Source organism: Xanthomonas prunicola, from assembly GCF_025266575.1.
Lineage (GTDB): Bacteria > Pseudomonadota > Gammaproteobacteria > Xanthomonadales > Xanthomonadaceae > Xanthomonas > Xanthomonas prunicola.
The window spans coordinates 1,856,219-1,882,180 of the sequence record NZ_CP096142.1 but is presented as its reverse complement, the minus strand read 5'-3'; the positions used below and the strand labels follow the sequence as shown (position 1 = coordinate 1,882,180).

Sequence of the window (25,962 nt, the reverse complement as noted above, 5' to 3'; positions counted from 1 at the left end):
CACGGCTCCGAGTGACCCCTGCGTCAGCAGGCAAGCGACACTGGCAACACCTGCCGCCCACCGGTCTGGGCAAACGCTGGCTCGACCCCCGGCACGCTGTGGATGTTGCGACCGACCCAACAGACCATGCACCTGGGTCGGACGTACTCTGGGCACTCGCCGCTCTCTGCCTATCGCCAGCGGCCCATCGCCAGACGGCGATGCTCACCACGCCGCGCAAAGACTTCGGACATAATCGACGCATGGACCGCTATGAACGCATCAACTCCCTGCATCGCTTGCTCAAATCGGCACGCTATCCGGTCACGGTGGCGCGGCTGCAGGATGAGCTGAGCTGTTCCCGCGCAACCGTCTACCGCGATCTGGCGTTTCTGCGCGATGCGCTGATGGCGCCGGTAGAAGGCGACGGTGAATCCGGCTTCCGCTATCTCTCCGGCGAGAGCGACCGCTTTGAATTGCCGGGGCTGTGGTTGAGCTCGGAAGAGCTGCACGCGCTACTGGCGTCGCAACAATTGCTCGCGCGGACCGGCGGCGGCGTGTTGTCTTCGATGCTGGCACCGCTGCAGCAACGTATCGAAGGCTTGCTCGCTGCCCAGGCCGGCGTCTCGCAGTGGCCGGTGGATCGGGTGCGCGTCATTCCGCACCGCGGCCGCAAGTTGGACGAAGCCAGCTTCCGCACCGTGGCGTCCGGCGTGCTGGAGCGCAAGCAGCTGAGCTTCGATTACCGCGCGCGTTCTACCGATGAATCGACCAAGCGCACGGTGTCGCCGCAGCGCATCACCCATTACCGCGACAACTGGTATCTGGACGCGTGGGACCACGGCCGCGATGGTGTGCGTAGCTTTGCGGTGGACCGCATCAACCATGCGCGCCTGCTCGAGGCCGCCCCGCGCGATGTGCCCGACAGCGAATTGGACGAGCAGCTGGCCGCCAGCTACGGGATTTTCTCCGGGGCGCCCAAGGGCTGGGCGACCATCGTGTTCAGTGCCAAGGCCGCGCGCTGGGTCGCCGACGAACATTGGCATTCCAAGCAGCAGGGCCGCTTTCTGCCCGATGGCCGTTACGAGCTCAAGGTGCCGTACAGCAATTCGCGCGAACTGCTGATGGACGTGCTGCACTACGGCTCGGATGCGGAAATCGTCGAGCCCATGTCGTTGCGCGAGCAGGCCAAGGCGTTGTTGTCGCTGGCATTGAGCAATTACGACTGAGCCTGGCCGGCAGTAATCCCTGCGCCGCGTGGCGATTGCGGCGCGTGCATGCATGAGGATCGACAATGCGCCACTGACCCGGCGCCTGGGCAATACGACCAAGAGTGCTCAGCGCTTGTTCGGAACTTCAAAGCCCAGGCGATCCACCTGTTCGCGCAGCTGCGGTACGCGCTTGAGTTTGTCGGTGTAGATCGAATAGTCGTCGCGCATCTTGTTGACCAGCGTACGGTACTGGTCGCGGCTCATGTCCGGCTTGCGCGAGAAGATCCAGGCCAGGTCGCGGCCCGGGTAGGAGATCAGCATCCAGGAGCCGTCCGGGGCGATTTCCAGGATGCGTTGCTTGGCCGGGATCACCTTGTAGAACCACACCCGCCAATCGCGGTTGCCGCTGTCGGCATCCACCGAGGCGCGCGCATTGACTTCCTTTTCCGGTTCGCCGAACCCGTCGCGATACAGATAGCGCACCGCCACCTTGCCGTCTTCGACCAGGGTGTATTCATCGCGACTGGTGACGTGACCACGCTCGACCGCGTTGGGCATGCGCGCAATCACGTACCAGGTGCCCATGATCTTGGACAGATCGACTGCCGGCTCGGTGGCGGACGTGTCCTTGGCGTGTGCCACGGGCAGGCCGAGGACGAGCAGAAAAGCGAGGGCGATCGTAACGGTCAGGCGCATCGCAACATCACAAGGAGGCAGTTGGAGCAGCACACTACCGCATGCAGGGGGCAAGTTCGCGTCAACGGTCGTGCCTGGCATCGGTGCCGGCGTGTCTTCAGCGGATTGTGGGCGGTCGGGACCGGCTGACGGGCACCGATCAGGCGTTGGCGTTGCAACCACAGAGGTGTGGCGCGCGGCAGCAGGCCCGTCGCCGCTGGCGTATGGGGCGACGGGACGCCGACATCGCAGCTGTCAGCAGCTGCGATCGCGCCGAGCCTGTGTGCCCCTGAGACGGCGCCCGAACCACGCGCCGCACAGGCCCGCGTCAAGGTCGCAGCCGGTGAGATGGACTGCGGCAATCCTGCGGACCTGTTGTGATCCTTCCTGCACGGAGTGCCGCCATGTCGCATCGTCCTTCTTCCCGTTCCGAACGTCCTGACCCGCGTGTGCTGCGCCCGGTGCGGCAGATCGCCCTGGCCGGGCTGGCCCTGGTCCTGGTGTGGCCGGCCGCGCGTGGCACCAGCGAGTGGATCGGCTGGTTGCCGCTATGGCTGGTCGGCATGCCGATGCTGGCGTGGTGGAGCCTGTACCGATTTACCTTGCCCACCCTGGCAGGACGTGGTGGGCGCCGTGTTGCGCCCCGCCGGCGTGGGCCGCAAGCACAGCGCCGCCGCAGTCCTTCGCGTACGGCGACACAGGCGCGCGCAGCCTGACCTTCGGCAGGGTTGGCCCGCAGAGCGCTGTGCTACGGTCCCGGCATTCGTTTTTTCGGAAACATGCATGCCCAAGTTCGCCTCGATCTGCCTGGTTGCCGGTCTGATCGCCGCTGGCACCGTCTCTGCAGAGGAAACCGCCGTGTCCAACGATCCCTACGCCTGGCTGGAAGATGTCACCGGCGCCAAGCCGCTGGACTGGGTCAAGACCCAGAACGCCAAGACCGAAGCGCGGCTGGCCAGCACGCCGGCGTTCAAACAGATGGAAACCAGCATCCGCGAGGTACTGGATTCGGACGCCAAGATTCCCGGCGTGCAGAAGATCGGCGCGTTTTACTACAACTTCTGGAAGGACAAGCAGCACGAGCGCGGCCTGTGGCGGCGCACCACGCTGGACGAATACCGCAAGGCATCGCCCAAGTGGGAAACGGTGCTGGACCTGGATGCGCTCAACAAGGCCGAAGGCGAAAACTGGGTGTGGCATGGCGCCGACTGCCTGCGTCCGGACTACCGGCGCTGCCTGATTGCGCTCTCGCGCGGCGGTGCCGATGCCGATGTCACCCGTGAGTTCGATCTGGGTAGCAAGCAGTGGGTCAAGGATGGCTTTTTCCGCCCCGAGTCCAAGGGGGGCCTGGGCTGGATCGACCAGGATACCGTCTACGTGTTCACCGATTTCGGCGCTGGCAGCATGACCAGCTCCGGCTACCCGCGCATCGCCAAGCAATGGAAGCGCGGCACGCCGCTGACTGCCGCGACCATGGTGTACGAAGGCAAGCCGACCGATATGTATATCGCGGCGATGCATGAAGACACCCCGGGATTCGAGCGCGATTTCGTCAGCCGCACGCTGGCCTTCTACAACGACGAGCTGTATCTCAAGGGCGCAGACGGCAAGCTGGTCAAGGTGGACGTGCCCAATTCGGCCAGCAAGTCGGTCAAGCGCCAGTGGCTGACGCTGGAACTGCGCGAACCCTGGACCGTGGGCGGTAAGACCTACAAGCCCGGCACATTGCTGGTCACGCGTTTCGACGATTTCATGGCCGGCAAGCGCAACTTCGATGTGCTGTTCGAGCCCACTGACACGACCTCGTTGGCCGGCGTGGCGTGGACCAAGTCGCATCTGGTGTTGAACGTGCTGGAAGACGTCAAGAACCGTCTGAGCGTGATCACGCCATCGCGCGATGGTTGGAAAAAGAGCGCCTTTGTCGGTGCGCCTAGCTTCGGCACCGTCGATGTCAGCGCGGTGGACAGCGACGACAGCGATGCGCTGTGGCTCACCGTCACCGATTATCTGACCCCCACAACGTTGTCGTGGGTGGACGTGGGCTCTGCACCGCAGCCGCTCAAGACCATGCCGGCGTTCTTCGATGCCGGCAAGGACACCATCGAGCAGCACTTCGCCACCAGCAAGGACGGCACCCGGGTGCCGTATTTCCTGGTGCGCCCGAAGTCCTTGAAGCTCGACGGCAGTGCGCCGACGTTGCTGTACGGCTACGGCGGTTTCGAAATTTCGATGACGCCCAATTACTCCGGTGGCCTGGGGCGCGCCTGGCTGGAAAAGGGCGGCGTCTACGTGGTGGCCAATATCCGCGGCGGTGGCGAATACGGCCCGCGCTGGCACCAGGCCGCACTCAAGCAGAACCGCCACAAGGCGTATGAAGACATGGCTGCGGTGGCCAAGGATCTGGTTGCGCGCAAGATCACCTCGACCAAGCATCTGGGCGTGCAGGGCGGCAGCAATGGCGGCCTGATGACCGGCAACATGCTGACCCGGTATCCGGAGCTGTTCGGCGCGGTGCTGGTGCAAGTCCCGCTGCTGGACATGAAGCGCTATAGCCACCTGCTGGCCGGCGCCTCGTGGATGGCCGAATACGGCGACCCCGATACCGACGACTGGAAATTCATCCAGACCTTCTCGCCGTACCACCTGTTCGACCCGAAGAGGACCTACCCGCCGGTGATCTTCCTGACCTCCACACGCGACGATCGCGTGCATCCCGGCCACGCCCGCAAGATGGCGGCCAAGATGATCGAGGCCGGCAAGGACGTGACCTACTACGAGAATATCGAAGGCGGCCACGGCGGTGCAGCCAATAACGCGCAGGCAGCGCACATGTCGGCACTGGCGTATAGCTTCCTGTGGGAGCGCCTGGCTGACTGACTGATTGGTTGGCACAGGCCCTACACGACGAGCAGCGCAACACGGAGCCGCCGGCACGATGCAGCGGCCTCGTGGCGTTTTCGCTCAAACCAAAACAAACATAGACGACGCGGGGTGTGATCGATGTTCGGCTTGATGCTGACCTTGGCGGTCGGCGCGTGCGCGGTCGAGAATGCACGCTACGTGCTGCGCGACGATGCCGATACGCAAGCCCGCTTTCTGGCCGTTGCCAGCGGTCCGCACTGGCCGGCGCAGGTGGCCTTGCGGGTGCATTCTTCCCGTACCGGAGGGGATGCATGGTTTTTGCCCTGGAGCGGCGGCAGCGACGACAGCCAGCACATGGCGTCCACCGCCGATGTGACCGCGCCGGGTTGGCAGGCCCCGGATCCCGATGGTGGGCCGCGCCCTCTGGGCGATGTGGGCTACATCGGCACCGATGCCACTTATCGTGTCCTAAGCGAGCTTCCACGCGCCGGCATGCCGGCGCCTGCGCATTTCTTGTTGCCCGACTTGCGTGAAGCGCTGTGGTACCGAGCGGCGCCAGGCCAGCGGCAAGCGATTGCACGGCAGTTCTTCGATCTGGACAGCTGTGCACCGAGGTAACACTGTGTGGCGCGCTCGGCCTGGTTGTTGCCGCCGCGATGCCCACGAGCGATATCCCTGGCGGGGCGCAATGAAACTCGAGGATCTGAGGCCGCGGATATGCATTCTCGGGCCGTCCAACAGCGGTAAATCGACCTTGGCCCAGGCGATCGCGCGCAAGCGCGGATGCGCATGCGTGCATCTGGATCAACTGCATCATTTTCCAAACACTGCCTGGTTACCTCGCCCCAGGCAGGACTTTTTCGCGCTTCACGATGTGGCCATTGGCGCAGAGCAGTGGGTGATGGATGGCAATTACCTGGGGTGCCTGCCGCAGCGTCTGGCGCGTGCAACGGGCGTTGTTCTATTGGACATTCCGGTGACGACCAGCCTGATGCGCTATCTGCGCCGAACCTGCGTCGAGCAGCGCCGTTGCGGCGGCCTCGATGGCGCCAGGGAGCACGTGAGGTGGGAGATGCTGCGCCACATCGCGGTCGTCGAACGCAGGAAACGCAAAGACCTTGCGAGGATATTCGAGCGCAGCAGCTTGCCGAAGAGCGCGTTGCTGACGTTGCCGGCGATCAATCAATTTTATCGCCTTGAAAATTTGAAATCGCCAGGTCTGCGACAGTGACAGCGGCTCGCAGCGTGGTGTCACGGCAGAAGGCGATTGATCGCGAAGCCGCGCTCAGCACTTCTCATGGATGGCAGGCGATGTGGCGTCAGCAAGGCACGTCTACAGACTGCGTATGCCACGTGCAATGCGTTCCACTGCCTGTTCCAGGCGCGGCAGGCTCTGGGTGTAGGCGATGCGTACGTGCTGATTGGCGCGGTAGTGGCCGAAGTCGATGCCGGGCGTAAACGCAACATGTTCGGTCTCCAGGAAGTGCGCGCAAAACGCCTGCGCGTCATCTGAAAATCCGCTGATGTCCGCATACAAGTAAAACGCGCCTTGCGGTTCGAGCGCGATAGCGAAACCCAACGCACGCAAGGCCGGCAGCAGATAATCGCGACGTTGCTGGAACTCGGCGCGGCGCGCTTCGAAAATGGCGATGCTCTCAGGCGTAAAGCAGGCCAGCGCGGCGTGCTGGGCAATCGTCGAGGCGCTGATGTACAGATTCTGCGCCAGCTTTTCCAGTTCCGGCACCGCGTCGGGCGGTGCGATCAGCCAGCCCAGGCGCCAGCCGGTCATGCCGAAGTACTTGGAAAAACTGTTTAACACGAACGCGCTGTCGTCCACTTCCAGCACGCTGTGCGCGTCCAGGCCGTAGGTCAGGCCGTGGTAGATCTCGTCCACCACCAAATGGCCGCCGCGCGCATGTAGCGTCTGCGAGAGCCCAGCCAGTTGCGAGCGAGAGAGCACACTGCCGGTTGGGTTTGCTGGCGAGGCCACCAAAGCGCCCACGCTGTCGTTGTTCCAGCAGGTCTCCACCAGCGCAGGGGTCAACTGATAGTCGGTGTCCGGGCCGACCGGCACCAGTTGCGCGGCGCCTTCGACCAGGCGCAGAAAGTGCCGGTTGCAAGGGTAGCCAGGGTCGGCGAGCAGCCAATGCTTGCCCGGATCTACCAGCAGGCTGCTGGCCAGCAGCAATGCTCCAGAACCGCCCGGTGTGACCAGAATCCGCTCCGGATCGACGTTGCATGCGTAGCGCTGCGCATAGAACCCCGCAATCGCCTCGCGCAGTGCCGGCAGCCCGCGTGCGGCGGTGTAGCGGGTGTGGCCGGCCGCCAGTGCCGCCTGGCCGGCAGCGACAATCGGCGCTGCGGTAGTGAAATCGGGCTCGCCGATTTCCAGATGGATCACATCATGGCCGGCCTGCTCAAGCGCATTGGCGCGAGCAAGCAGCGACATGACGTGGAACGGGGCGATGTCCTGGCTGCGGCGGCTGTAGCCGCCTGCGTACGGAAGTCTGGAATCCATCGTTTCGATGATAGACCAGCATGACCTAGGACACATGACGCCAGCCAAAGAGCTCTTCCACACTCGAGTGCTGGGATGGCATTGCGTTCATCCGACGGACCCCAATCTGATGAAGCAAGCCCTCACTCTTCTGATCGCCAGCCTGATGACCACATCCCCCGCCTTCGCCGCCCTTCCTTCGCCACCAGATGTCGCCAGACACCCGCATATGGTCAAGGCGCCGTTCGGCGCGACCCGCAACGACGACTATTACTGGTTGCGAGACGACAAGCGCGAAGACAAGGCGATGCTGGCCTATCTCAACGCCGAGAATGCCTACACCGACAAGCTGATGGCGCCGCTGAAGCCGTTGGAAGAAGCGCTGTATACCGAGATCGTCGGACGCATCAAACAGGACGATGCCAGCGTGCCGTATCGCCAGCGCGGTTACTGGTATTACACCCGCTTCGAAGCCGGCAAGGATTATCCGATCCAGGCGCGCCGCAAGGGCAGCATGGACGCGCCGGAAGAGATCCTGCTCGATGTGAACAAGATGGCGGAAGGCAAGGGCTATTTCAGCGTCGGCGATGCCGAAGTGAGCCACGACAACCGCATCCTGGCCTGGGCCGACGATGCCGTCGGCCGCCGCCAATACACCATCCGCTTCAAGAATCTGGACACCGGCGAACTCTATCCGGACACCGTGGAAGGCGTCTCGCCCAACGTGGTCTGGGCCGACGACAACAAGACGCTGTTCTACGTCGAAAACGACCCGGAAACGCTGCTCACCGTGCGCGTGAAAAAGCACGTGCTGGGCACGCCGTCCAAGGACGACGTGCTGGTGTACGAAGAGAAGGACGACAGCTTCTACATGGGCATCGGCCGCACCCGCGACGACAAGTACATCACGATTGCTGTTGAAAGCACGGTTTCTTCGGAAACCCGCTATGCGCTGGCTGCCAAGCCGGATACCTTCAAGGTGCTGGCCAAGCGCGAGCGCGATGTGGAATACCACGCCGAGCATTTCGATGGCCGTTGGGTGATCCGCACCAATGCCGATGACGCCAGGAACTTCAAACTGGTCACCGCGCCCACCGATGCGACCACGCGCAAGCAGTGGACCGATTGGGTGGCGCACGACGACAGCGTCTACATCGAAAAATTCGAGTTGTTCGATGGGTTCACCGCCATCGAAGAACGCTCCGGCGGGTTGGAGCGCGTGCGCCTTCAATTCAACAGTCCGCACATGAATGTGCGGGCTCCTGCGGGGGAACCGCAATATGTCAAGGCGGATGAGCCGGCGTATTCGATGGGACTTTCGGTTAATTCCGAGCCGGACACCGCTTGGTTGCGCTATAGCTACACCTCGCTGACGACTCCGGCCACCACCTACGAGCTCAACACCGCCACCGGCGAGCGCAAACTGCTCAAGCAGCAACCGGTGATCGGCTACGACGCCAGCAAGTACGTGACCGAACGCGTGTGGGTGACCGCGCGCGACGGCGTCAAGGTGCCGGTGTCGCTGGTCTACAAAAAGGGTTTCAAGAAGGACGGCAGCGCAGCGTTGTTCCAGTACGCCTATGGCAGCTACGGCATGTCGATGGACCCGTCCTTCAATCTGCCGGCGATCAGTCTGCTGGACCGCGGTGTGGTGTATGCCATCGCACATATCCGTGGCGGCCAGGAGATGGGCCGGCAGTGGTACGACGATGGCAAGTTGCTGCACAAGAAAAACACCTTCAACGACTTCATCGATGTCACCCGCGGCCTGGTCGCACAGGGCTACGCCGCCAAGGACCGCGTGGCTGCGTCCGGTGGCAGCGCGGGCGGCCTGTTGATGGGCGCAGTGGCCAACATGGCCCCGCAGGACTACCGCGTGATGGTCGCGCAGGTGCCATTTGTCGATGTGGTCACCACGATGCTGGACGCCAGTATCCCGCTCACCACCAACGAATACGACGAGTGGGGTAACCCGGAAACCAAGGACTATTACGACTACATGCTGTCGTACTCGCCGTACGACAACGTGCGCAAGCAGGCGTACCCGGCACTGTTCGTCGGCACTGGATTGTGGGATTCGCAGGTGCAGTATTGGGAGCCGGCCAAGTGGGTGGCCAAGCTGCGCGACGACAATACCGGCACGCAGCCGATCGTGTTCCGCACCAACATGGAAGCCGGGCATGGCGGCAAATCCGGCCGTTTCCGCCGCTATCGCGAACTTGCCGAGTCGTATGCGTTCGTGCTGGACCAGTTGGGCGTGAAGTAGCTCGAAGGCTGGGAGTGGGGGCGGGATTTGGGATTCGTGAGAGCGGATGGCGTGGTCTTGGGAGCTCGCTGCTCGTTCGGACGCGAGCGACTCGCATCTCTTCCATCTTCCGCTCCGTAGTCTGGCTTTTCCTGAATCTGCTGATTGCGTTCGCTGCGTCGTCCTAGATCGCGCGGAGCACCGCAGGCAGGCGTCCCTGCAAATGGGGGATATTCCTGTCCGCAGCGAGGCTGGGCACCATGCAATGTATGGCCTCCAGCGCGCTGCATCGCCGCCCGCCGCGCCCCGCGCGCCCTTCTGCAGCGAACACAATCACCACCGCAGGGCAGACTCACCAAACCTTATTGTTGGCCGTATCATTTGCGCATGACGCGACCGACTCGATTCCGCTGGGCCTGGTGGTTGCTGGCCTACGCCAGCCTGGCGACCGGCATCGTCGGAGTTTTCGTGCCGGGTCTGCCGACTACGGTCTTCATCCTGATCTCGGCCTGGGCCGCCTCACACGGTTCGGAGCGCTTGCATCACTGGTTGCTGTCGCATCCGCGCTTCGGCCCGGCGATCGTGGAATGGCAGACCTACCGTGCGGTCAGCCGCAAGGCCAAGTGGATGGCGACGCTGACCATGGCGCTTTGCGCCGCGATCATGCTTTGGTGCGTGCCGGTGGTCTGGGTCAAGTGCCTGTCGATCGGCAGCATGGCCGTCGTGGCGATCTGGCTGTGGCTGCGCCCCGAACCTCCGCCGCGCCCGCTGCCAGCCGCGCACTGAACACAGCACATGCGCCGAGCGCACGGCCGTAACGGTGTTCTGGCTATACTTCGGGCCATGAGCATCATGTCCCGACCGTCTGTTCGTCTCGCACTGGTTAGTGCGAGCCTTGTCCTGCTTGCCGCCTGCGGTAACAAGGGCCCGCTGGTAATGCCGCAGAAGCCGGTGCCGGTGGAAGCCCAGCCCGTGCCACAGCCGCAGCCGGCGGAAGAGCCCACGCCTGCGCCCGAACCGGTGGACAGCAGCGCCAAGCCCGCACCCACCAAAGACCAGCCCGCTAGCAGCGGCAATGAGCGCTGACGGTCGCAGCGAGCGTCAGCGTTTCACCAAAATGCACGGCGCCGGCAACGATTTCGTGGTGCTGGACCTGCGCGACGGCACGCCGCCGCCAGATGCCGCGCTGGCAGCGCAATTAGCCGACCGCCACGTCGGGGTTGGCTGCGATCAAATCCTGACCATCGAAGCGCCGCGCAGCGAAGGTGCCGTGGCGGCCTATGGCATCTGGAATTCCGACGGCTCGGCCGCGCGCCAATGCGGCAACGGCGCGCGCTGTGTCGCCGCGTGGCTGGTGCGCGATGGCACCGCCCGGGGCGAGCGTTTCATGATCGATAGCCCCGTCACCGCGCATGCAGTCGAACGCCTTGACGGCGATCGCTACGCGGTGGCGATGGGCATGCCGCAGTTCGAGCCCGCCCAGATTCCGCTGGCCGGGTTCGCGCATGCGCGCGACGAGTATGCGCTGCCGGTGCACGGCGAGACCGTGCGCTTTGGCGCGGTGTCGATGGGCAACCCGCATGCGGTGGTCGAAGTCGGTCGCGTGGATGCGGCGCCGGTCGAACGCGTCGGCGCGCTGCTGCAGCAGAACGCCGCGTTTCCCGATTCGGTCAATGTGGGTTTCGTGCAGGTGGTCGACCCTACGCATGTGCGCCTGCGCGTGTTCGAGCGCGGTGTGGGAGAAACGCTGGCCTGCGGCAGTGGCGCCTGTGCGGCTGCGGTGGTGCTGATGCAGCGCGGCCGCGTCGAGCGTGACGTGCAGGTGTCCTTGCCAGGTGGCGAGCTGCGCATTCGTTGGCCCGGTGACCACGCGCAAGTGGTCATGTCCGGCCCGGCTGTGTTCGTCTTCGATGGAGAGTGGAACCGATGAGCGAGAACGCGGACAAATTCGGCGCACACGAAGTGGCCACCTGGCTGCGACGTCACCCGACCTTCCTCAAACAGTTCCCGGATCTGGCGGCGAGCTTGCTGGTCCCGCGCGACGACGGCCCCGCCGCCTCGCTGGCGACCTACCAACTCGAAGTGCTGCGCGATAAGAATCGCGAACTGTCGCGTCGCCTGCACGAGCTGGGCAGCAATGCGCAGGAGAACGAGCGGCTGGCGGTGCGTACGCATCAGCTCACGCTGGCGTTGATGCGCCAGACCAGCGCGGCTGACACGCTCAAGGCCATGGCGGCTTCGTTGGCGGAAGATTTCAATGGCGAACTGGTGCGCTTGGTAGTGCTCAAACGGGTTGATGCGCTGGATGCGGACTGGCTGCAGATCATCGCAACCGACGATGCGCGGCTGGCCCCGTTTCGCGATTGCCTGAGCGATGGCGAGCCCATTTGCGGCCGCCTGCACGCTGACAAACATGCGCTGCTTTACGGTGCCCAGGCCAGCGACGTGCAATCCACCGCGCTATTGCCGCTGCCGGGCATCGGCCTGATCGCGGTGGGGAGCAGCGACGCCAACCGGTTCTATCCGGGAATGGGCACGTTGTTCCTGCGCATGATGGGCGAATCGCTGAGCGTGGCATTGCAACGCTTCGACGTGTGAGGCTGGCTATTGCACGCCTCCGGGTCGGCAATACCCCGCCGATGGCGTCGCTGCTTCGGCGGCGAGGAGTGTGAGGTGTTGCCAGCTGTCGAAGAATTTCTGCAACTGCAACTGCAACTGCAAGGCGCAACGTCTGCGTGGATGTTGCAGGGCTATCTGTGCAAGCGGATGACCGCATCCATGCCACGGTATCGAGAGCGCTGAGGTGTCATCGGTCGACGAGTTCCTGACGTACCTGCAGGTCGAGCGGCAGGTGTCGGCGCACACGCTGGACGCGTATCGACGCGATCTTGCCGCGTTGGTGGCCTGGACGGCCGAACACACCACCGAAGACGGCGCACAGCACACTGTCATGCCTCTCGACAGTGCGCAGCTCGATAGCGCCCATTTGCGGCAGTTCGTCGCGGCAGAGCACCGACGGGGTCTCTCGCCTAAAAGCCTGCAGCGTCGCTTGTCGGCTTGCCGCAGCTATTACGCCTGGTTGCTCAAGCATGGCCGTATCGCAGCCAGTCCAGCGGCGGCATTGCGCGCACCCAAGGCGCCGCGCAAGTTGCCGCAAGTGCTGGATGCCGACGAAGCCGTGCGTCTGGTGGAAGTCCCGACCGATGCGCCACTGGGTCTGCGCGATCGCGCGCTGCTGGAATTGTTCTATTCCTCCGGGCTGCGCCTGAGCGAGTTATGCGCGTTGCGCTGGCGCGATCTGGATCTGGATAGCGGCCTGGTGATGGTGCTTGGTAAAGGCAGCAAGCAGCGCCTGGTACCGGTGGGCTCGCACGCCATCGCCGCCTTGCGCGAGTGGCGCCGCGATAGTGGTGCAAGTGCCGATACGCACGTATTTCCGGGGCGCGCGGGCGGTGCGATTTCGCAACGCGCGGTGCAGATCCGCATCAAGCAACTGGCTGTGCGCCAGGGCATGTTCAAGGACGTGCATCCGCATATGCTGCGGCACAGTTTCGCCAGTCATATCCTGGAATCGTCAGGCGATCTGCGTGGCGTGCAGGAGCTGCTGGGCCACTCGGACATCGCAACGACCCAGATCTACACACATCTGGATTTCCAGCATTTGGCGAAGGTCTACGACGCCGCGCATCCGCGTGCGAAGCGCAAGAAAGCTACCGAATAAGCGCCAAGCAGTAAAACGCAATGGGTAAGCAGTAAAGCGTCCTCGTGCCATGCATGACCGAACGGCACGGACGCAGCAGGTGATGCGCGCATCCAGCGCAAGAATCGATGTTTGCAAACGCTGACAGCCCCTCTCCCGCCGGAAGACGGGTAGGGTGGGTGTGCAGGAGCAGCGCACGCGTCGCAGAAATTTTTGCTGGCGATGGCGCTGTATCGAAGCCAAGCCCGCGGTTTGCTGCGGCCAGTCGAGCTGAGTGGCCGTGTGCCACAGCGATTGCGGTCTCGCACGTGAGCGCGGCAGTACCGGCCTGCGGCGCTTGGCCGCAGCGCGCTTGAACCCGGCACGTGCGTCCCCACCTCCTTGGAAACCCCCGGAGGATCCATGGACCCTAGCCAGAACCCCAACATCGTTCACGCCACCACCATCATTTCGGTTCGACGTGGTGGGCATGTCGCCGTCGCTGGCGATGGCCAGGTTACCCTTGGCCATACGGTCATGAAGGGCAATGCGCGCAAGGTGCGCCGGCTCGGGCGCGATGGCCAGGTGCTGGCCGGTTTCGCCGGCGCCGCCGCCGATGCGTTTACCCTGTTCGAGTTGTTCGAAGCCAAGCTCGACAAACACGGGCAGTTGACTCGCGCCGCTGTGGAGCTGGCCAAGGATTGGCGCACCGAGCGCCGCCTGGGCAAGCTCGAAGCGCTGCTGGCCGTGGCCGATAAAGAGACCTCGCTGATCATCAGCGGTACCGGCGATGTGATCGAACCGGAAGACGGCATCATCGCCATTGGTTCTGGCGGCTCGTACGCCTTGTCGGCCGCACGCGCACTGCTGGCGCATACCGAGCTGGATGCCAAGACCATTGCCACCGAAGCGATCAATATCGCCGGCGACATCTGCATCTATACCAATCGCAACGTGGTGGTTGAGGTGCTGTGAACCGGGAGTGGGGAATCGGGAATCGCAACAGCGGTTTCGTCCCCACTTCGACGACATAGGCTCGTGATTTTTGCTCCTGCAATTCCCCTTTCCCAATTTTCGATTCCCCAATGCCAAATCCCGATACCTCAACCATGACTCCGCGCGAAATCGTGCAGGAGCTCGACCGTCATATCGTTGGCCAGCACGACGCCAAGCGCGCGGTTGCCATCGCGCTGCGTAATCGCTGGCGTCGGATGCAGTTGCCGGAAGAACTGCGCAACGAGGTGATGCCCAAGAACATCCTGATGATCGGCCCCACGGGTGTGGGCAAGACCGAGATCGCGCGACGCTTGGCTACGTTGGCCAATGCGCCGTTCGTCAAGGTGGAAGCCACGCGCTTTACCGAAGTGGGGTATGTCGGCAAGGACGTCGAGCAGATCATTCGCGATCTGGCTGACACCTCCGTCAAGCTGTATCGCGAGCAGGCCAAGGTGCGCGTGCGCAATCAAGCCGAAGAGCGTGCCGAAGATCGCATCCTGGATGCGCTGTTGCCGCGTCGCGCGGCCGGTATTGGGTTTGACCCGGAAGCGGCGCGTAGCGAGCCGTCGTCCCAGGACAACGATACCCGCATCAAGTTCCGCCGCATGCTGCGCAACGGCGAACTGGACGAGCGCGAGATCGAACTGGAAGTGGCGGTCAACGCCAGCATGGACATCATGACCCCGCCTGGCATGGAAGAAATGGGCCAGCAATTGCGGCAGATGTTTTCCAATCTGGGCAGCGGCAAGTCGCAGAAGCGCAAGCTCACCATCAAGGCAGCGCGCCCACTGTTGATCGAAGAAGAGGCCGCTAAGCTGGTCAACGAAGACGACGTGCGTACCGCGGCGATCGAAGCGTGCGAGCAGCACGGCATCGTCTTCATCGATGAGATCGACAAGGTGGCCAAACGCGGCGAAGCCGGCTCCAATGGCGGCGATGTCAGTCGCGAAGGCGTGCAGCGCGATCTGCTGCCGCTGGTGGAAGGCTCCAACGTGTCGACCAAGTACGGCACGGTCAAGACCGACCACATCCTGTTCATTGCCTCGGGCGCGTTTCACCTGGCCAAGCCCAGCGATCTGATTCCCGAATTGCAGGGCCGTTTCCCGATCCGTGTCGAATTGACCGCGCTGACCAAGGCCGATTTCGTGCGCATCCTCACCGAGCCCAAGGCGGCGTTGATCAAGCAGTACGAAGCCTTGTTGCAGACCGAGGGCGTCACGCTGACCTTCGGCGCCGATGCGGTGGAGCGCCTGGCCGAGATCGCCGCGCAGGTCAACGAGCGCCAGGAAAATATCGGTGCGCGTCGTCTGCACACGGTGCTGGAACGTTTGCTCGATGTGCTGAGCTACGAAGCGCCGGACCGCGATGGGCAGAGCGTTACCGTCGATGCTGCGTATGTGGACGCGCAGCTGGGTGAGCTGGTGCAGGATCCGGACCTGAGCCGCTACATCCTTTGATCGCGTTGCACGGCAACGTGCGCACGGATTAAAAAGACCCGCCATTGGCGGGTCTTTTTGTTTGCAGGGGCACGGCGGACACGGCGGGGTTTGGTGCAGATCGGCACTGCGACGCGGGCTAAACAGCAGCGCCTACTGCGACGTGATATTGCCCGATGCCTGTCACCGCGTACGGCTGCGCACCTGCATTCGTGCTGATCTCAATCCTCGCCAATATCCTCGTTCCACACATCCGGGTTGGCAGAAATATAGCCACCGAGCAGATCGATGCATTCCTGGCTCTGCAGATCGATCACGTTGACGCCATGCTCGCGCAGCCACGCAATACCGCCCTGGAAGGTGACCGATTCGCCGACCACCACCGTACCGATATTGAACTGGCGCACCAGCCCGCTGCAGTACCAGCACGGGGCCAGCGTGGTGACCATGATGGTGTCCTTGTAGCGGCGCTGGCGGCCCGCCTTGCGGAACGCGTCGGTCTCGCCATGCACCGACGGGTCGTTTTCTTGCACGCGGCGGTTATGGCCGCAACCGAGCAGGCGCCCGTCGTTGTGATACAGCGCCGCGCCGATCGGGATGCCGCCTTCGGTCAGGCCCTGGCGTGCCTCGGTAATGGCGGTGTCGAGCAGTGCGCGGTAGTCGGGGGTAGTGATCATACGAACTCCAAAGGGGACGCGCCGGCAGGGCGCAGCATGTCGAGATGTGGAATGCCGTCTTCCAGATACTGTGCGGAGGCGGGCACAAATCCATGCGCAGCGTAGAACGAATGCAGATGTGCCTGCGCGCCAAGCTGGATTGCGCTACCGGGCCATTGCGTGTGCACCAACCGGATGCCTTCGTGCAGCAGTGCGTGTGCCAGTCCGGCGCCGCGATGTGCAGCAGCGATGACCACGCGGCCGAGGCTCGGCTCGGGATAACTCAAGCCGGGCGGTAGCACGCGCAGGTAAGCCGCAAGCTCTGCGTTAGTGGTCATGCCCAGCACATGCAGCACAGCGGGATCGGTGTCTTTGCCATCCAGTTCCGGATAGGCGCATTGCTGCTCCACCACAAACACATCCGTGCGTAGCTGCAGCAGTGCATACAACTGCGCGGTGCTCAGCTGCGCAAACCGCAGGTGCTGCCAGTGCAGGGAAGGGAGGGGTGTGGTGGGCATCACCGCATGATAGCGGCTGCGCCGTCACTGAGCGGGAAGTGCACGCCTGTGGGCAGTGCTGGCCCAAACAACCTACCCCGCCAAGGCGAGTGTGCGCCATACAACGCCGGCCGCAGTAGTCGCGCAGGCGCTGGTGACCTGCGTCAGGTGTCGGTTGTACTCAGTCGACTGCGCTGTCGGTATCGACGGCCACTACCACCGACATGCCCGGCCGCAGCCGCGGCGCCAGCGGCTGGCTGGGGTTGACGCTGATGCGCAGCGGAATGCGCTGGGCGATCTTGACGAAGTTGCCGGTAGCGTTATCGGCCGGTAGCACGCTGAACTCCGAGCCTGCAGCCGGCGAGATTTCCTGCACGCGGCCATGCAGGCGTGCGTTGTCCAGCGCGTCTACGGTAAAGCTGGCGCGCTGACCGATGCGGATCTTCGCCATCTGGGTTTCCTTGAAATTGGCCACGACCCACAGCGTGTCCGGCACCAGCGACATCAACTGCGTGCCGTTGGTGACATAGGCGCCTTGGCGCACGCCAAGCTGACCAAGCTGGCCATCGCGCGGGGCCAGGATGTGCGTGTTGTCCAGGTTGATCTGCGCCAGTTGTACGGCCGCTTGCGCATTGGCCACTGCCGCTTCGAGCGCTGCGCGATTGACGGTGACGCTACGTGCATTCTCTTCGGCGGCCTGAACCGCCGCACGCGCCTGGGCGACGCCCGCAGCGGCCTGGGCGCGCGCGGCATAAGCGGTGTCGCGGTCCTGTTCGGACACCAGTTTCTGGTTGGCCAGTTGTTGCGCACGCGCATAGGCCGAGCGGGTGCGATCGCTCAGGGCCTGATTGCTGCTCAGCGCGGCACGCTGTTCGGCGATGGACGCCTGCGCGCTGTGGCGTTGCTGCTCCCAGTTGGCGAGATTGGCTTGCGCGGTCTGCACCTGCGCCTTGGCCTGTTCGAGCTGCTGGGCGTAAATGCGGTTGTCGATGGTGGCCAGCAGTTGGCCACGTCTGACATGCGCAAAATCCTGCACCGTGACCTGCGTGACATAGCCGCTGACCTGCGGCGCAATGACGGTGATCTGGCCGTGCACCATGGCATTTTCGGTGCGCTCGATTGCGCTGACGAACGGTGGCAGCCGCCATGCGTACAGGACCAGCGCCACGCCGATCAGCGCCAGCCCGCCAAACCCGATCGCGCCGGCGATGCGACGACGGCGACGACGGTGGGCGCGATCGGAATTGGCAGTGGGATCGGCAGTTGTATTCATGGGCGCGCAGTGGAAGCGGAAGGGGAAGGTGACACGGGAGGCCGCAGATAGCGTCGCCACACCAGCACGGACAGGATCCACACCCCTGTGGCGATGGCGATACAGCCGATCAGCAGGAACACGTCGTTATAGGCCAGCACGTTGGCTTCGCGCGTGGCCACCGTGCCCAGCGTGCGTACGCCCTGGGCCTGACGCAGCACCGGGTCGCCGATGCTGCGGCCATACAGGCTTGCATAGGCCTGCACGCGCGCGGCCACCTGCGGGTCGGTGAGCACAAGGTGTTCTACCAACTGGCTGGAGTGGTATTTCTCGCGCACCACCTGCACGGTGCCCAGTAATGCACTGCCGAGCAAGCCGCCCATGTTCTGCGCCATGCCAAACAGCACGATGAAACTGATCAGATTGCTCGGCTGGGCGATCACCCGGCCGAGCCCGGCCACCATCGCCGGGCCGATGAAGAAAGTGCTGCCGAAGGCCAGCAGGAACTGGCTGACGTACATCTGCTCGGGGCGGGTGAGGCTGGTGGCATCGGCATCCATGAAGCTGCCGATGCAGATCGCCGCCACCGCAATGATCAGATGCTCGGCCACCCGCGCCGGATTGATCAGCCATGCGCTGGCGGCCACGCCCGCTGCCGCTCCCAGCAGCATCAGCGTGAACAGGGTCTCCAGCTGCGTGTTGGCCAGGCCCAGGGTCTGGAAGAAGCCGATTGCGCCGGTGCTCTGTTCGGACAGCACCAGCCGGATCAACAGGATCGCCAGGCCCAGCCGCAGCATGTCTACGCTGGCCAGCCAGCGTGTGTTGATCATCGGGTGGCGACGGTTGTGCTCGATCCAGGCTGCCGTGCACAGCAGCACGATGGACGCGGCCAGCACCACGCCCAGCCACGGCGTGCTGGTCCACCACAGCAAGCGGCCGAGCGAAAGCACTGCGGCAAGACCTGCCGCACCTACTGCAAACAAGGGGAATGTGACGAAATCCAGCGGCTCGAACACCCGGTAGCGGTCGCTTGGTGGCAGCTTGAGCGCCAGCACGCAGGCCAGGGCGAAGATCGCCAGCCCGAATTCGAACAGGTACAGGCCTTGCCACTGCCCGAATTCCAGCAGGTCGGTGGAGAACACCCGCGCCAGCGGCAACGCCAGCTGGGTCACGCCCAGGCCCAGCACCACTGCCTTGAGCCGGTATTTCGTTGGAAATGCCTGGATCACGTAATACAGCCCCAGCGAGCTGAGCGCCGCGCCGACCAACCCATGCGCCGCACGCACGGTGATCGCCGAACTCAGGCTGTGCACGAACAGGTGCGCCAGCGCGATGGCCGCATACAAGGCCAGAAAGATCTCGGTGAAGCGGCGCAGCCCGAATTGCTGGCGAAACTTCACCAGCAACAGGTTGGCCGACATATTGGTCATCACGTAGGCCGCCGGCAGCCAGGCCATTTCGGTGGCGTAGGCGCCCAGGCTGCCCTGCAGATACGGCAGGTTGGCGGTGACCAACGCGTTGCTCAGCCCGCCGGTCAGCGCCACCATCAGGCCGACCAGGCCATACTGAATGCGGCGCCGGGTCGGGTGCAGCGGCGTGGATGCCGACCCCGGCAGGGTCGGCTTTTCGTGGGGCTGCCAGTCGCGTGGGGCGTACTTGTCGGGCACGCAGTACTCGCAGGGCCGGTTGCGGAAGCGTTCGCGATTGTGGTCCCGTTGCGGTCATGGTGGCGTCAGCAGTGCGATAATCCGCCCATGAGCGAATCCCCCTATACCTCCGGTACCACCCATTTCGGCTTTCGCGATGTCGCTGCCAAGGACAAGCAGAAGCTGGTCGGCGAAGTGTTCACTTCGGTCGCGCGCAACTACGACCTGATGAACGATCTGATGAGCCTGGGCGTCCACCGCGCATGGAAACGCTACTTCGTGGCGACCGCGCAGGTGAAGCCGGGCGACCGCGTGCTGGATCTGGCCGGCGGCACCGGCGACATCGCCGTGCTGCTCAAGGAGCGCGTGGGCAACGAAGGCGCCGTGGTGCTGGGCGACATCAACGCCGGCATGCTCTCGGTGGGCCGCGACCGGCTCACCAACCGCGGCCTGGTGGCGGGCTTCGATTACGTGCAATGCAATGCCGAGGCGCTGCCGTTCCCGGACCAGAGCTTCGATCTGGTGACCATTTCCTTTGGCCTGCGCAATGTCACCGACAAGGATGCCGCACTGCGCGAGATGTACCGCGTGCTGAAGGTGGGCGGCCAGGCGCGTGTGCTGGAATTTTCCGAAGTCACCGCCGAGTGGTTCAAGCCGATCTACGACTTCCATTCGTTCAAGATCCTGCCCAAGCTGGGTCAGCTGTTCGCGCGCGATGCCGACAGCTACCAGTATCTGGCCGAAAGCATCCGCAAGCATCCGCCGCAGGATTCGCTCAAGGGCATGATGGGCGAGGCCGGATTTGCGCGCTGCCACTACAAGAATCTGACCGGCGGCATCGTGGCGATCCACTCCGGCTACAAGATCTGAATCCGATCCAGGGTTGATTGCCGACGCGGCGCGTGCATCACGCGCCGTGTGTCATATCGGGGTTCCCGCTTGTGCTGGCTTGACACGTCCCTGTTCTGGGCATGGGCGGACGCACCAACGAATTTATGAGACGTTCGTCGCGTTGGCACCACCATTGGTCGGCGACACTAGGTGCTCTTTTGCCGGAGAGTTGGATGCGCTTGTACGCTGGACTCTCGCGCGTGTTTCCCCGCTCCTTCAGCGCCAAGCTGCTGGCGGTGACCTTTGTGGGCATCCATCTGCCGTTGCTGCTGTTGATCGCATGGCTGGCATCGCAGAGCGAACTGGGCGGGCGCCCGCTGTGGTCGGTGGTGATCGTGGCACTGCTGGCCACGCTGGCCGGCACTGCGCTGACACTATCGGCGTTGTATCGCCTGCTGGCGCCGCTGCGTATCGCCGCCGATGCCCTGGATGCGTATTACGCCGATCAGCGCCTGCCCACGCTTCCGGAACATGGTGATGATGAATTGGGCCGGCTGTTGCGCGGCATCAACCGCAGCCTGCGCGGCATCGATGCCGGCATGCGCGACCTCAAGAAACATGCCTTGTTCGACCCGCTGACCGAAGCGCTGAACCGCCGTGGCTGCGAACAGGCGATGCGCGATTCGGTCATTGCTTCGCAGCGCGAAGGCTGGCCGTTCGTGCTGTTCGTGCTGGACATGGACAACCTCAAGCAGATCAACGACCGCTTCGGCCATCTGGCCGGCGACCGCGTGCTGGTGCGCCTGGTGGAATCGGCCTACGGCTGGCTGGGCGCGCAGGATTGGGTCGGGCGCTGGGGCGGCGACGAATTCCTGATCGGCATCCATGCCAGCGAAGACGACGCCACGCTCAAGCTCAATCAATGGCTGTCGATGCTTGAGCGCGAAGATGCCGACGACGCGCCGCTGCATGTGAGTGCCGGCAGTGCAGTATGCGAACAAGGGCTGGATGCCACCGAACTGTATCGCCGCGCCGATGCGGCGATGTACCGCGCCAAGTTCTCCGGCGGCCGGCGTCTGGTACGCGACGGGCACGACACCCCGCGCGGTCATCCTGTGACCTGACCACCGCAACCCGGTTGCGGCAACACGCGGCGGGCAATCCCGCGTATCGGCCGCCGATGGCACGGGCAGGCTGCGGCGCAGAGCGCTAAAATGCCCAATTCCCCTTGCTGCGGTGCCGTCGATGCGCTTCCCGTTCCTGTCGCTGTCCCTGGCCGTGTCCATCGCGCTGGCCGGCTGTTCCAATGACTCCACGCCGTCGGCATCCACCACCGCGCCGGCCGCCACTGCCAAGGCCCCCGTGAAAGCAGACGCCCGCAACCACGATGAAAGTTCCTACGCCCAGCCGCAGCTGGTGGTCATCAAGGACCTGGCATTGGACCTGAAGCTGGATTTCGATGCCAAGCAGATCGGTGGCACCGCCACCTACACGCTGGAGTGGAAGGACAAGGCCGCCAAACAATTGGTGCTGGATACGCGCGAGCTCAGCATTGCGCAGGTCCAGGCCGACGATGGCAAGGGCGGCTTGTCGCCGCTGCAATTTGCCTTGGCGCCGGCCGACAAGACCTTCGGCAGCAAGCTCACCATCGAAGCGCCGAATCAGCCGCGCAAGGTGGTCATCACCTATCACACCGCAGCTACTGCCTCGGGCCTGCAGTGGTTGGAACCGTCGATGACCGAAGGCAAGCAACTGCCTTTCATGTTCAGCCAATCGCAGGCGATCCACGCGCGTAGCTGGGTGCCGCTGCAGGACACCCCGAGCGTGCGCTTCACCTATAGCGCGCATGTCACCTCGCGCCCGGACGTGATGGTGCTGATGAGCGCCGACAACGACCCCAAGGCCGTGCGCGACGGCGATTACAGCTTCAAGATGCCGGAGCCGATTCCCTCCTATTTGCTGGCCATTGCGGCCGGCGACGTGGTGTTCAAGCCGATTTCCGCGCGCTCGGGCGTGTGGGCCGAGCCGGCGATGGCCGACAAGGCCGCCAAGGAATTCGAAGACACCGAAAAGATGATCGGTGCCGCCGAAAAACTGTATGGCCCGTATCGCTGGGGCCGTTACGACATGCTGGTGCTGCCGCCGTCGTTCCCGTTCGGCGGCATGGAGAATCCGCGGCTGACCTTCGCCACGCCCACCGTGATCGTCGGCGACAAGTCGCTGGTCTCGCTGGTCGCGCACGAACTGGCGCATAGCTGGTCCGGCAACCTGGTGACCAATGCCAGCTGGAAGGACATCTGGCTCAACGAAGGCTTCACCACCTACGTACAGGCTCGCATCACCGAGGCGCTGTATGGCGCGGAGATGGCCGAGATGGAACGCGAGATCGACCAGGGCGATCTGCTGGCCGAAGTGAAGGACATGCCGCCGGCCGACCAGGTGCTGGAGTTGCCGCCGCTGGCCCAGCGCGACCCGGATGAGGCCTTGAGCCAGGTCGCCTACGTCAAGGGTGCGTGGTTCCTGCAGTTCCTGGAGCAGCGCTTCGGTCGTGAGGTCTTCGACCCGTTCCTGCGCGGCTGGTTCGACGATCACGCGTTCCAGAGTGCGACCACCGACCAGTTCGTCGATTACCTCAAGAAGAACCTGCTGGACAAGCATCCCAACACGGTGAGCGCAGCCGAAGTGGATGCATGGCTGAAGCAGCCGGGCATTCCGGCGTTTGCGGCCAAGGCCCGCTCGCGCAACTTCTCGATCGTGGACACCGCACGCATTGCCTGGAGCGGCAGCGGCACCTTGCCGAACAAGCAGGTCACCAGCGAGTGGGGCACGCAGGAATGGGTACACTTCCTCAGCGGCATGGGCGCCACGCTCAAGCCCGAGCAACTCAAGCAGCTGGATGATGCGTACCACTTCACCGGCACGCCCAATGGCGAGATCGCGATGCGCTGGTATCCGCTGGCGATCCGCAGCGGTTACACCGACGCGCGTGCAGCCGCAGGCGAGTTCATCGAACGCGTCGGCCGTCGCAAGCTGGTGCTGCCGATCTACGCCGAATTGTTGAAGACCCCGGACGGCATCGCGTTCGCCGAACGGGCCTTCGAAAACGCCAAGCCCAGCTATCACCCCATCACCACCGCCTCGGTGGCCGAGATGTTGGCCAAGGCCAAGGCGGCAACGCCTGCTGCGGCTCCTGCACCCGCACCCGCAGAGAAACCGACGCCGACGCAGCAGTAGTTCGTCGCGCAACGCAGAGCCGTCAGTCCGGCGGCAAGTGCAACAAACGGGGGGCCTTGTGCTCCCCGTTTGGTGTCTGAGTATCTGGCGCGAATGCCGGCCGACGTGCATGCAGCCTGCAACGCGACACTGCTATCGTTGCTGCTGTTTCCCACGCCTTTCGGAGTCGACGATGAAGTATCTGCTGAGCGCGGCCTTGTGCGTCGCTGCCTTGAGTGCCTGCACCGACCGCGAGGCGCAACGTCAGGCGCAAGCAACCGCGCAGGCGCAGGCCAAGGAAACCCAGGCCGATGCGCTCGCCAAGCAATACGACGAAGCCGTCAAGGCGCAGAACTGGGACATGGCACGTGCGCACGGTGCGGCCTTGATCGAAGGTTATGCGGGCACTGCGGCTGCCACGCGTATCGAACCCGGCTATGCCGATATCAAGGCCAAGGGCGAGCAGGCGCGCGAGCTGCGCCGCATGCAGGCGTTGTGGCAATACTCGCAAGTGCCGGCCAAGGGCGGCACGCAGCGCTCGGCGATGATCGATGCCAAACAACGTGTGGACGTGGACGGCAGCGGGCCCAAGCCGGTCAGCCTGGTGTTCCGCGATCACCCGCAGTGGAAGCGCCATAGCTACCTGGTGCTCAAGGCCGGCGATTTCAATTGCTACAGCGGTTGCAAGGTGCAGGTTGCGGCCGATGGCGGCGTACCGCGCGCGATGGCGGCGCACCGTCCGGATACCGACGAAGCCATCGCCATGTTCATCGATGACGATAAAGCGTTGTGGAAGGTGGTGCGCAACGCAACGCGCATCAGCATTACCTTCCCGGTCAAGGCTGGTGGAACGCGCACTGCAGAGTTCGAAGTCGGCGGTCTGGACACCACGCAGATGCCTGGATGGAAGTAGGCATGGCAGGGATGAAACGTTTGCTCAGGCCCAATGCGCGCAGGCTGGCGCAGCGTTGGCGCGCTTGATCGATTGTGCAGGACATCGGTGTGGTGGCGCAGCCATGCATCGGCACTTAGCACTTGGGGCGGTCAGCACACGTAGCAAGCAGTCGTCAGGTGTGTGGGGCCGCGGGCAGAGTGGGAGTGTCCGCACAGGACATGCCAACCGAGCACCCGCCGCGCCCGTCTGGCGGTGTGCGCAGTAATTGCTTTAATCGCTCTTCAGGATTTTGCGGATTGTGCACTGTGTCTGTACCGCACTGCCGCCTGCAGCAGTGAATCGATCACTTTCATGGTTTCGCACGAATGGACAGCATGACAACCACAGCGCTCTCTCCCTCGTTATCCGACTACGGCCATTGGGTCTTCGACATGGACGGCACGCTGACCGAGGCTGCGCACGACTTCGCCTTGATCCGCCGCGTGCTGGAGATCCCGCCAGAGGCCGACATCCTGCATCACCTGGCGGCGTTGCCGGCCGACGAAGCAGCGACCAAACATGCCTGGTTGCTCGAACACGAGCGCGCGCTTGCGCAGGCCGCGCGCGCCGCGCCGGGCGCAGTGGCGCTGGTGCGTGCGTTGCGTGCCGCCGGGTGCCGGCTTGGCATGCTCACCCGCAATGCGCGCGAACTGGCAACCATCACCTTGCAGGCGATCGGCCTAGACGATGCGTTTGCGTGGGACGACATCGTCGGCCGCGACGAAGCTGCTCCCAAACCCGCGCCCGATGGGCTGCACTATTTCGTACAGCGCTGGTCGGTGCAGGGCAGCGCGCTGGTGATGGTCGGCGACCACCACAATGACCTCGCCTGCGGCCGTGCCGTCGGTGCCTGTACCGTCCTGGTCAACACGCCTGGCGACCCCTGGCCTGGCTTTGCCGACTGGCGCCTACACGATTGCACACAGTTGCTCGCGCAGTGGCAGGGCGAACGCTAGGCGCACGTCTTCTCGTTCTTGGCCAGGCTTTTTGCTGTTCGCACAGCGCCAGCGATCAATAACTCCCGGCATCGCCAGCCACCGCAGTCTTACTCGCCATTCGCGCATGTCTCCGGCGAAGACAAGCAGCCTGCGTAGCCAGCTTGAGCGCTTGGATTCGTCATACGGCGCTGCGTTTGCTCCGTAACAGCAGCAAGAAAACGCTCTTGCACACCCATCCGACTGACCGGCGGGTCTTAGGCTGCACCACATGTGTCACAGCACGCCCGGCGCAAACTGTGCCAAAACCGTGACAGTGCCAAGTGCTCAGCTCGCCGTCATCACTCCGAACCCTTGTTAACTCGACGTGGTGCAATGCACCAGTCCGCTGGCATGCCGTTTGCTCAGTTTCTCCCGA

23 protein-coding genes and 1 pseudogene are annotated in these 25,962 nt (G+C 63.9%); 18 read left to right on the top strand and 6 right to left on the bottom strand.

The genetic code is table 11. The features are described 5' to 3' along the window. The first annotated feature begins 242 nt into the window (after positions 1-242). The gene (locus M0D43_RS08070; RefSeq protein ID WP_252164232.1) at positions 243-1,208 is read left to right on the top strand and encodes a helix-turn-helix transcriptional regulator; all 966 of its coding nucleotides are present in this window, start codon (positions 243-245) and stop codon (positions 1,206-1,208) included. Between the two features lie 108 nt (positions 1,209-1,316). Here M0D43_RS08070 and M0D43_RS08065 read toward each other — a convergent pair whose 3' ends face one another. Further along, complete coding sequence (locus M0D43_RS08065; RefSeq protein ID WP_252164231.1) at positions 1,317-1,886, bottom strand: lipocalin family protein; 570 nt, start codon at positions 1,884-1,886, stop codon at positions 1,317-1,319. Between the two features lie 383 nt (positions 1,887-2,269). Between M0D43_RS08065 and M0D43_RS08060 the strand changes: the two genes are divergently transcribed. The 4 genes and pseudogenes from M0D43_RS08060 to M0D43_RS08045 all read left to right on the top strand — a co-directional run. Beyond that, positions 2,270-2,581: a hypothetical protein gene (locus M0D43_RS08060; RefSeq protein WP_260808091.1), complete on the top strand. Its 312-nt coding sequence runs from the start codon at positions 2,270-2,272 to the stop codon at positions 2,579-2,581. Between the two features lie 67 nt (positions 2,582-2,648). Continuing rightward, a complete protein-coding gene (locus M0D43_RS08055; protein WP_260808090.1) occupies positions 2,649-4,742 on the top strand; it encodes a prolyl oligopeptidase family serine peptidase in 2,094 nt (697 codons plus the stop codon). Positions 4,743-4,865: 123 nt separating this feature from the next. Then, the gene (locus tag M0D43_RS08050; protein WP_243391067.1) at positions 4,866-5,345 is read left to right on the top strand and encodes a hypothetical protein; all 480 of its coding nucleotides are present in this window, start codon (positions 4,866-4,868) and stop codon (positions 5,343-5,345) included. Positions 5,346-5,481: 136 nt separating this feature from the next. Next, positions 5,482-5,757: pseudogene (locus M0D43_RS08045) on the top strand (P-loop NTPase family protein); the annotation flags it as partial. Between the two features lie 303 nt (positions 5,758-6,060). On the opposite strand, the gene M0D43_RS08040 reads toward M0D43_RS08045, so the two are convergent. Beyond that, positions 6,061-7,245 carry a pyridoxal phosphate-dependent aminotransferase gene (locus M0D43_RS08040; RefSeq protein ID WP_260808089.1) on the bottom strand — a complete coding sequence of 395 codons (1,185 nt, stop codon included), beginning with the start codon at positions 7,243-7,245 and terminating at the stop codon, positions 6,061-6,063. Between the two features lie 109 nt (positions 7,246-7,354). Between M0D43_RS08040 and M0D43_RS08035 the strand changes: the two genes are divergently transcribed. The 8 genes from M0D43_RS08035 (at position 7,355) to hslU (ending at position 15,601) form a co-directional block, all read left to right on the top strand. Continuing rightward, the gene (locus tag M0D43_RS08035) at positions 7,355-9,490 is read left to right on the top strand and encodes a S9 family peptidase (RefSeq protein WP_260808088.1); all 2,136 of its coding nucleotides are present in this window, start codon (positions 7,355-7,357) and stop codon (positions 9,488-9,490) included. Between the two features lie 366 nt (positions 9,491-9,856). After that, a complete protein-coding gene (locus M0D43_RS08030; protein WP_252164227.1) occupies positions 9,857-10,255 on the top strand; it encodes a YbaN family protein in 399 nt (132 codons plus the stop codon). A gap of 57 nt (positions 10,256-10,312) precedes the next feature. Then, positions 10,313-10,555 carry an LPS translocon maturation chaperone LptM gene (gene lptM, locus M0D43_RS08025; RefSeq protein ID WP_260808087.1) on the top strand — a complete coding sequence of 81 codons (243 nt, stop codon included), beginning with the start codon at positions 10,313-10,315 and terminating at the stop codon, positions 10,553-10,555. Beyond that, the gene (gene dapF / locus M0D43_RS08020; RefSeq protein ID WP_260808086.1) at positions 10,545-11,399 is read left to right on the top strand and encodes a diaminopimelate epimerase; all 855 of its coding nucleotides are present in this window, start codon (positions 10,545-10,547) and stop codon (positions 11,397-11,399) included. The genes lptM and dapF overlap by 11 nt, the downstream gene beginning before the upstream one ends. Next, positions 11,396-12,067, top strand: coding sequence for a DUF484 family protein (locus tag M0D43_RS08015; RefSeq protein WP_252164224.1), 672 nt, complete (start codon positions 11,396-11,398; stop codon positions 12,065-12,067). The genes dapF and M0D43_RS08015 overlap by 4 nt, the downstream gene beginning before the upstream one ends. Positions 12,068-12,272: 205 nt before the next feature. Continuing rightward, positions 12,273-13,190, top strand: a complete 918-nt coding sequence (xerC, locus tag M0D43_RS08010; RefSeq protein ID WP_252164223.1) for a tyrosine recombinase XerC — start codon at positions 12,273-12,275, stop codon at positions 13,188-13,190. A 381-nt stretch (positions 13,191-13,571) separates the two neighbouring features. After that, the gene (gene hslV / locus M0D43_RS08005; protein WP_252164222.1) at positions 13,572-14,123 is read left to right on the top strand and encodes an ATP-dependent protease subunit HslV; all 552 of its coding nucleotides are present in this window, start codon (positions 13,572-13,574) and stop codon (positions 14,121-14,123) included. A 110-nt stretch (positions 14,124-14,233) separates the two neighbouring features. Then, a complete protein-coding gene (gene hslU, locus M0D43_RS08000) occupies positions 14,234-15,601 on the top strand; it encodes an ATP-dependent protease ATPase subunit HslU (protein ID WP_252164221.1) in 1,368 nt (455 codons plus the stop codon). Positions 15,602-15,801: 200 nt separating this feature from the next. Here the strand turns inward: hslU and M0D43_RS07995 are convergent, their stop codons facing one another. The 4 genes from M0D43_RS07995 to M0D43_RS07980 all read right to left on the bottom strand — a co-directional run bounded on the left by M0D43_RS07995 (position 15,802) and on the right by M0D43_RS07980 (position 19,652). Next, positions 15,802-16,257 carry a nucleoside deaminase gene (locus M0D43_RS07995; RefSeq protein ID WP_252164220.1) on the bottom strand — a complete coding sequence of 152 codons (456 nt, stop codon included), beginning with the start codon at positions 16,255-16,257 and terminating at the stop codon, positions 15,802-15,804. Next, positions 16,254-16,754: a GNAT family N-acetyltransferase gene (locus M0D43_RS07990; RefSeq protein ID WP_252164219.1), complete on the bottom strand. Its 501-nt coding sequence runs from the start codon at positions 16,752-16,754 to the stop codon at positions 16,254-16,256. Before M0D43_RS07990 ends, M0D43_RS07995 begins: the two co-directional genes overlap by 4 nt. 160 nt (positions 16,755-16,914) lie before the next feature. Next, positions 16,915-18,006 carry an HlyD family secretion protein gene (locus M0D43_RS07985; protein ID WP_252164218.1) on the bottom strand — a complete coding sequence of 364 codons (1,092 nt, stop codon included), beginning with the start codon at positions 18,004-18,006 and terminating at the stop codon, positions 16,915-16,917. Then, positions 18,003-19,652 (bottom strand): MFS transporter, encoded by a 1,650-nt coding sequence (locus M0D43_RS07980; protein ID WP_260808085.1) that lies wholly within the window; start codon positions 19,650-19,652, stop codon positions 18,003-18,005. Before M0D43_RS07980 ends, M0D43_RS07985 begins: the two co-directional genes overlap by 4 nt. Positions 19,653-19,739: 87 nt before the next feature. Between M0D43_RS07980 and ubiE the strand changes: the two genes are divergently transcribed. The 5 genes from ubiE (at position 19,740) to M0D43_RS07955 (ending at position 25,565) form a co-directional block, all read left to right on the top strand. Then, positions 19,740-20,501, top strand: a complete 762-nt coding sequence (gene ubiE / locus M0D43_RS07975; protein WP_260808084.1) for a bifunctional demethylmenaquinone methyltransferase/2-methoxy-6-polyprenyl-1,4-benzoquinol methylase UbiE — start codon at positions 19,740-19,742, stop codon at positions 20,499-20,501. Between the two features lie 194 nt (positions 20,502-20,695). Next, entirely contained in the window at positions 20,696-21,586 is an 891-nt protein-coding gene (locus tag M0D43_RS07970) for a GGDEF domain-containing protein (protein ID WP_252164216.1), read from the top strand. 121 nt (positions 21,587-21,707) lie between these two features. After that, positions 21,708-23,696 (top strand): M1 family metallopeptidase, encoded by a 1,989-nt coding sequence (locus tag M0D43_RS07965; RefSeq protein ID WP_252164215.1) that lies wholly within the window; start codon positions 21,708-21,710, stop codon positions 23,694-23,696. Positions 23,697-23,868: 172 nt separating this feature from the next. Next, entirely contained in the window at positions 23,869-24,588 is a 720-nt protein-coding gene (locus M0D43_RS07960) for a hypothetical protein (protein ID WP_252164214.1), read from the top strand. A 347-nt stretch (positions 24,589-24,935) separates the two neighbouring features. Continuing rightward, positions 24,936-25,565 carry an HAD family hydrolase gene (locus tag M0D43_RS07955; protein ID WP_101362780.1) on the top strand — a complete coding sequence of 210 codons (630 nt, stop codon included), beginning with the start codon at positions 24,936-24,938 and terminating at the stop codon, positions 25,563-25,565. The last annotated feature ends 397 nt before the right edge of the window (positions 25,566-25,962 follow it).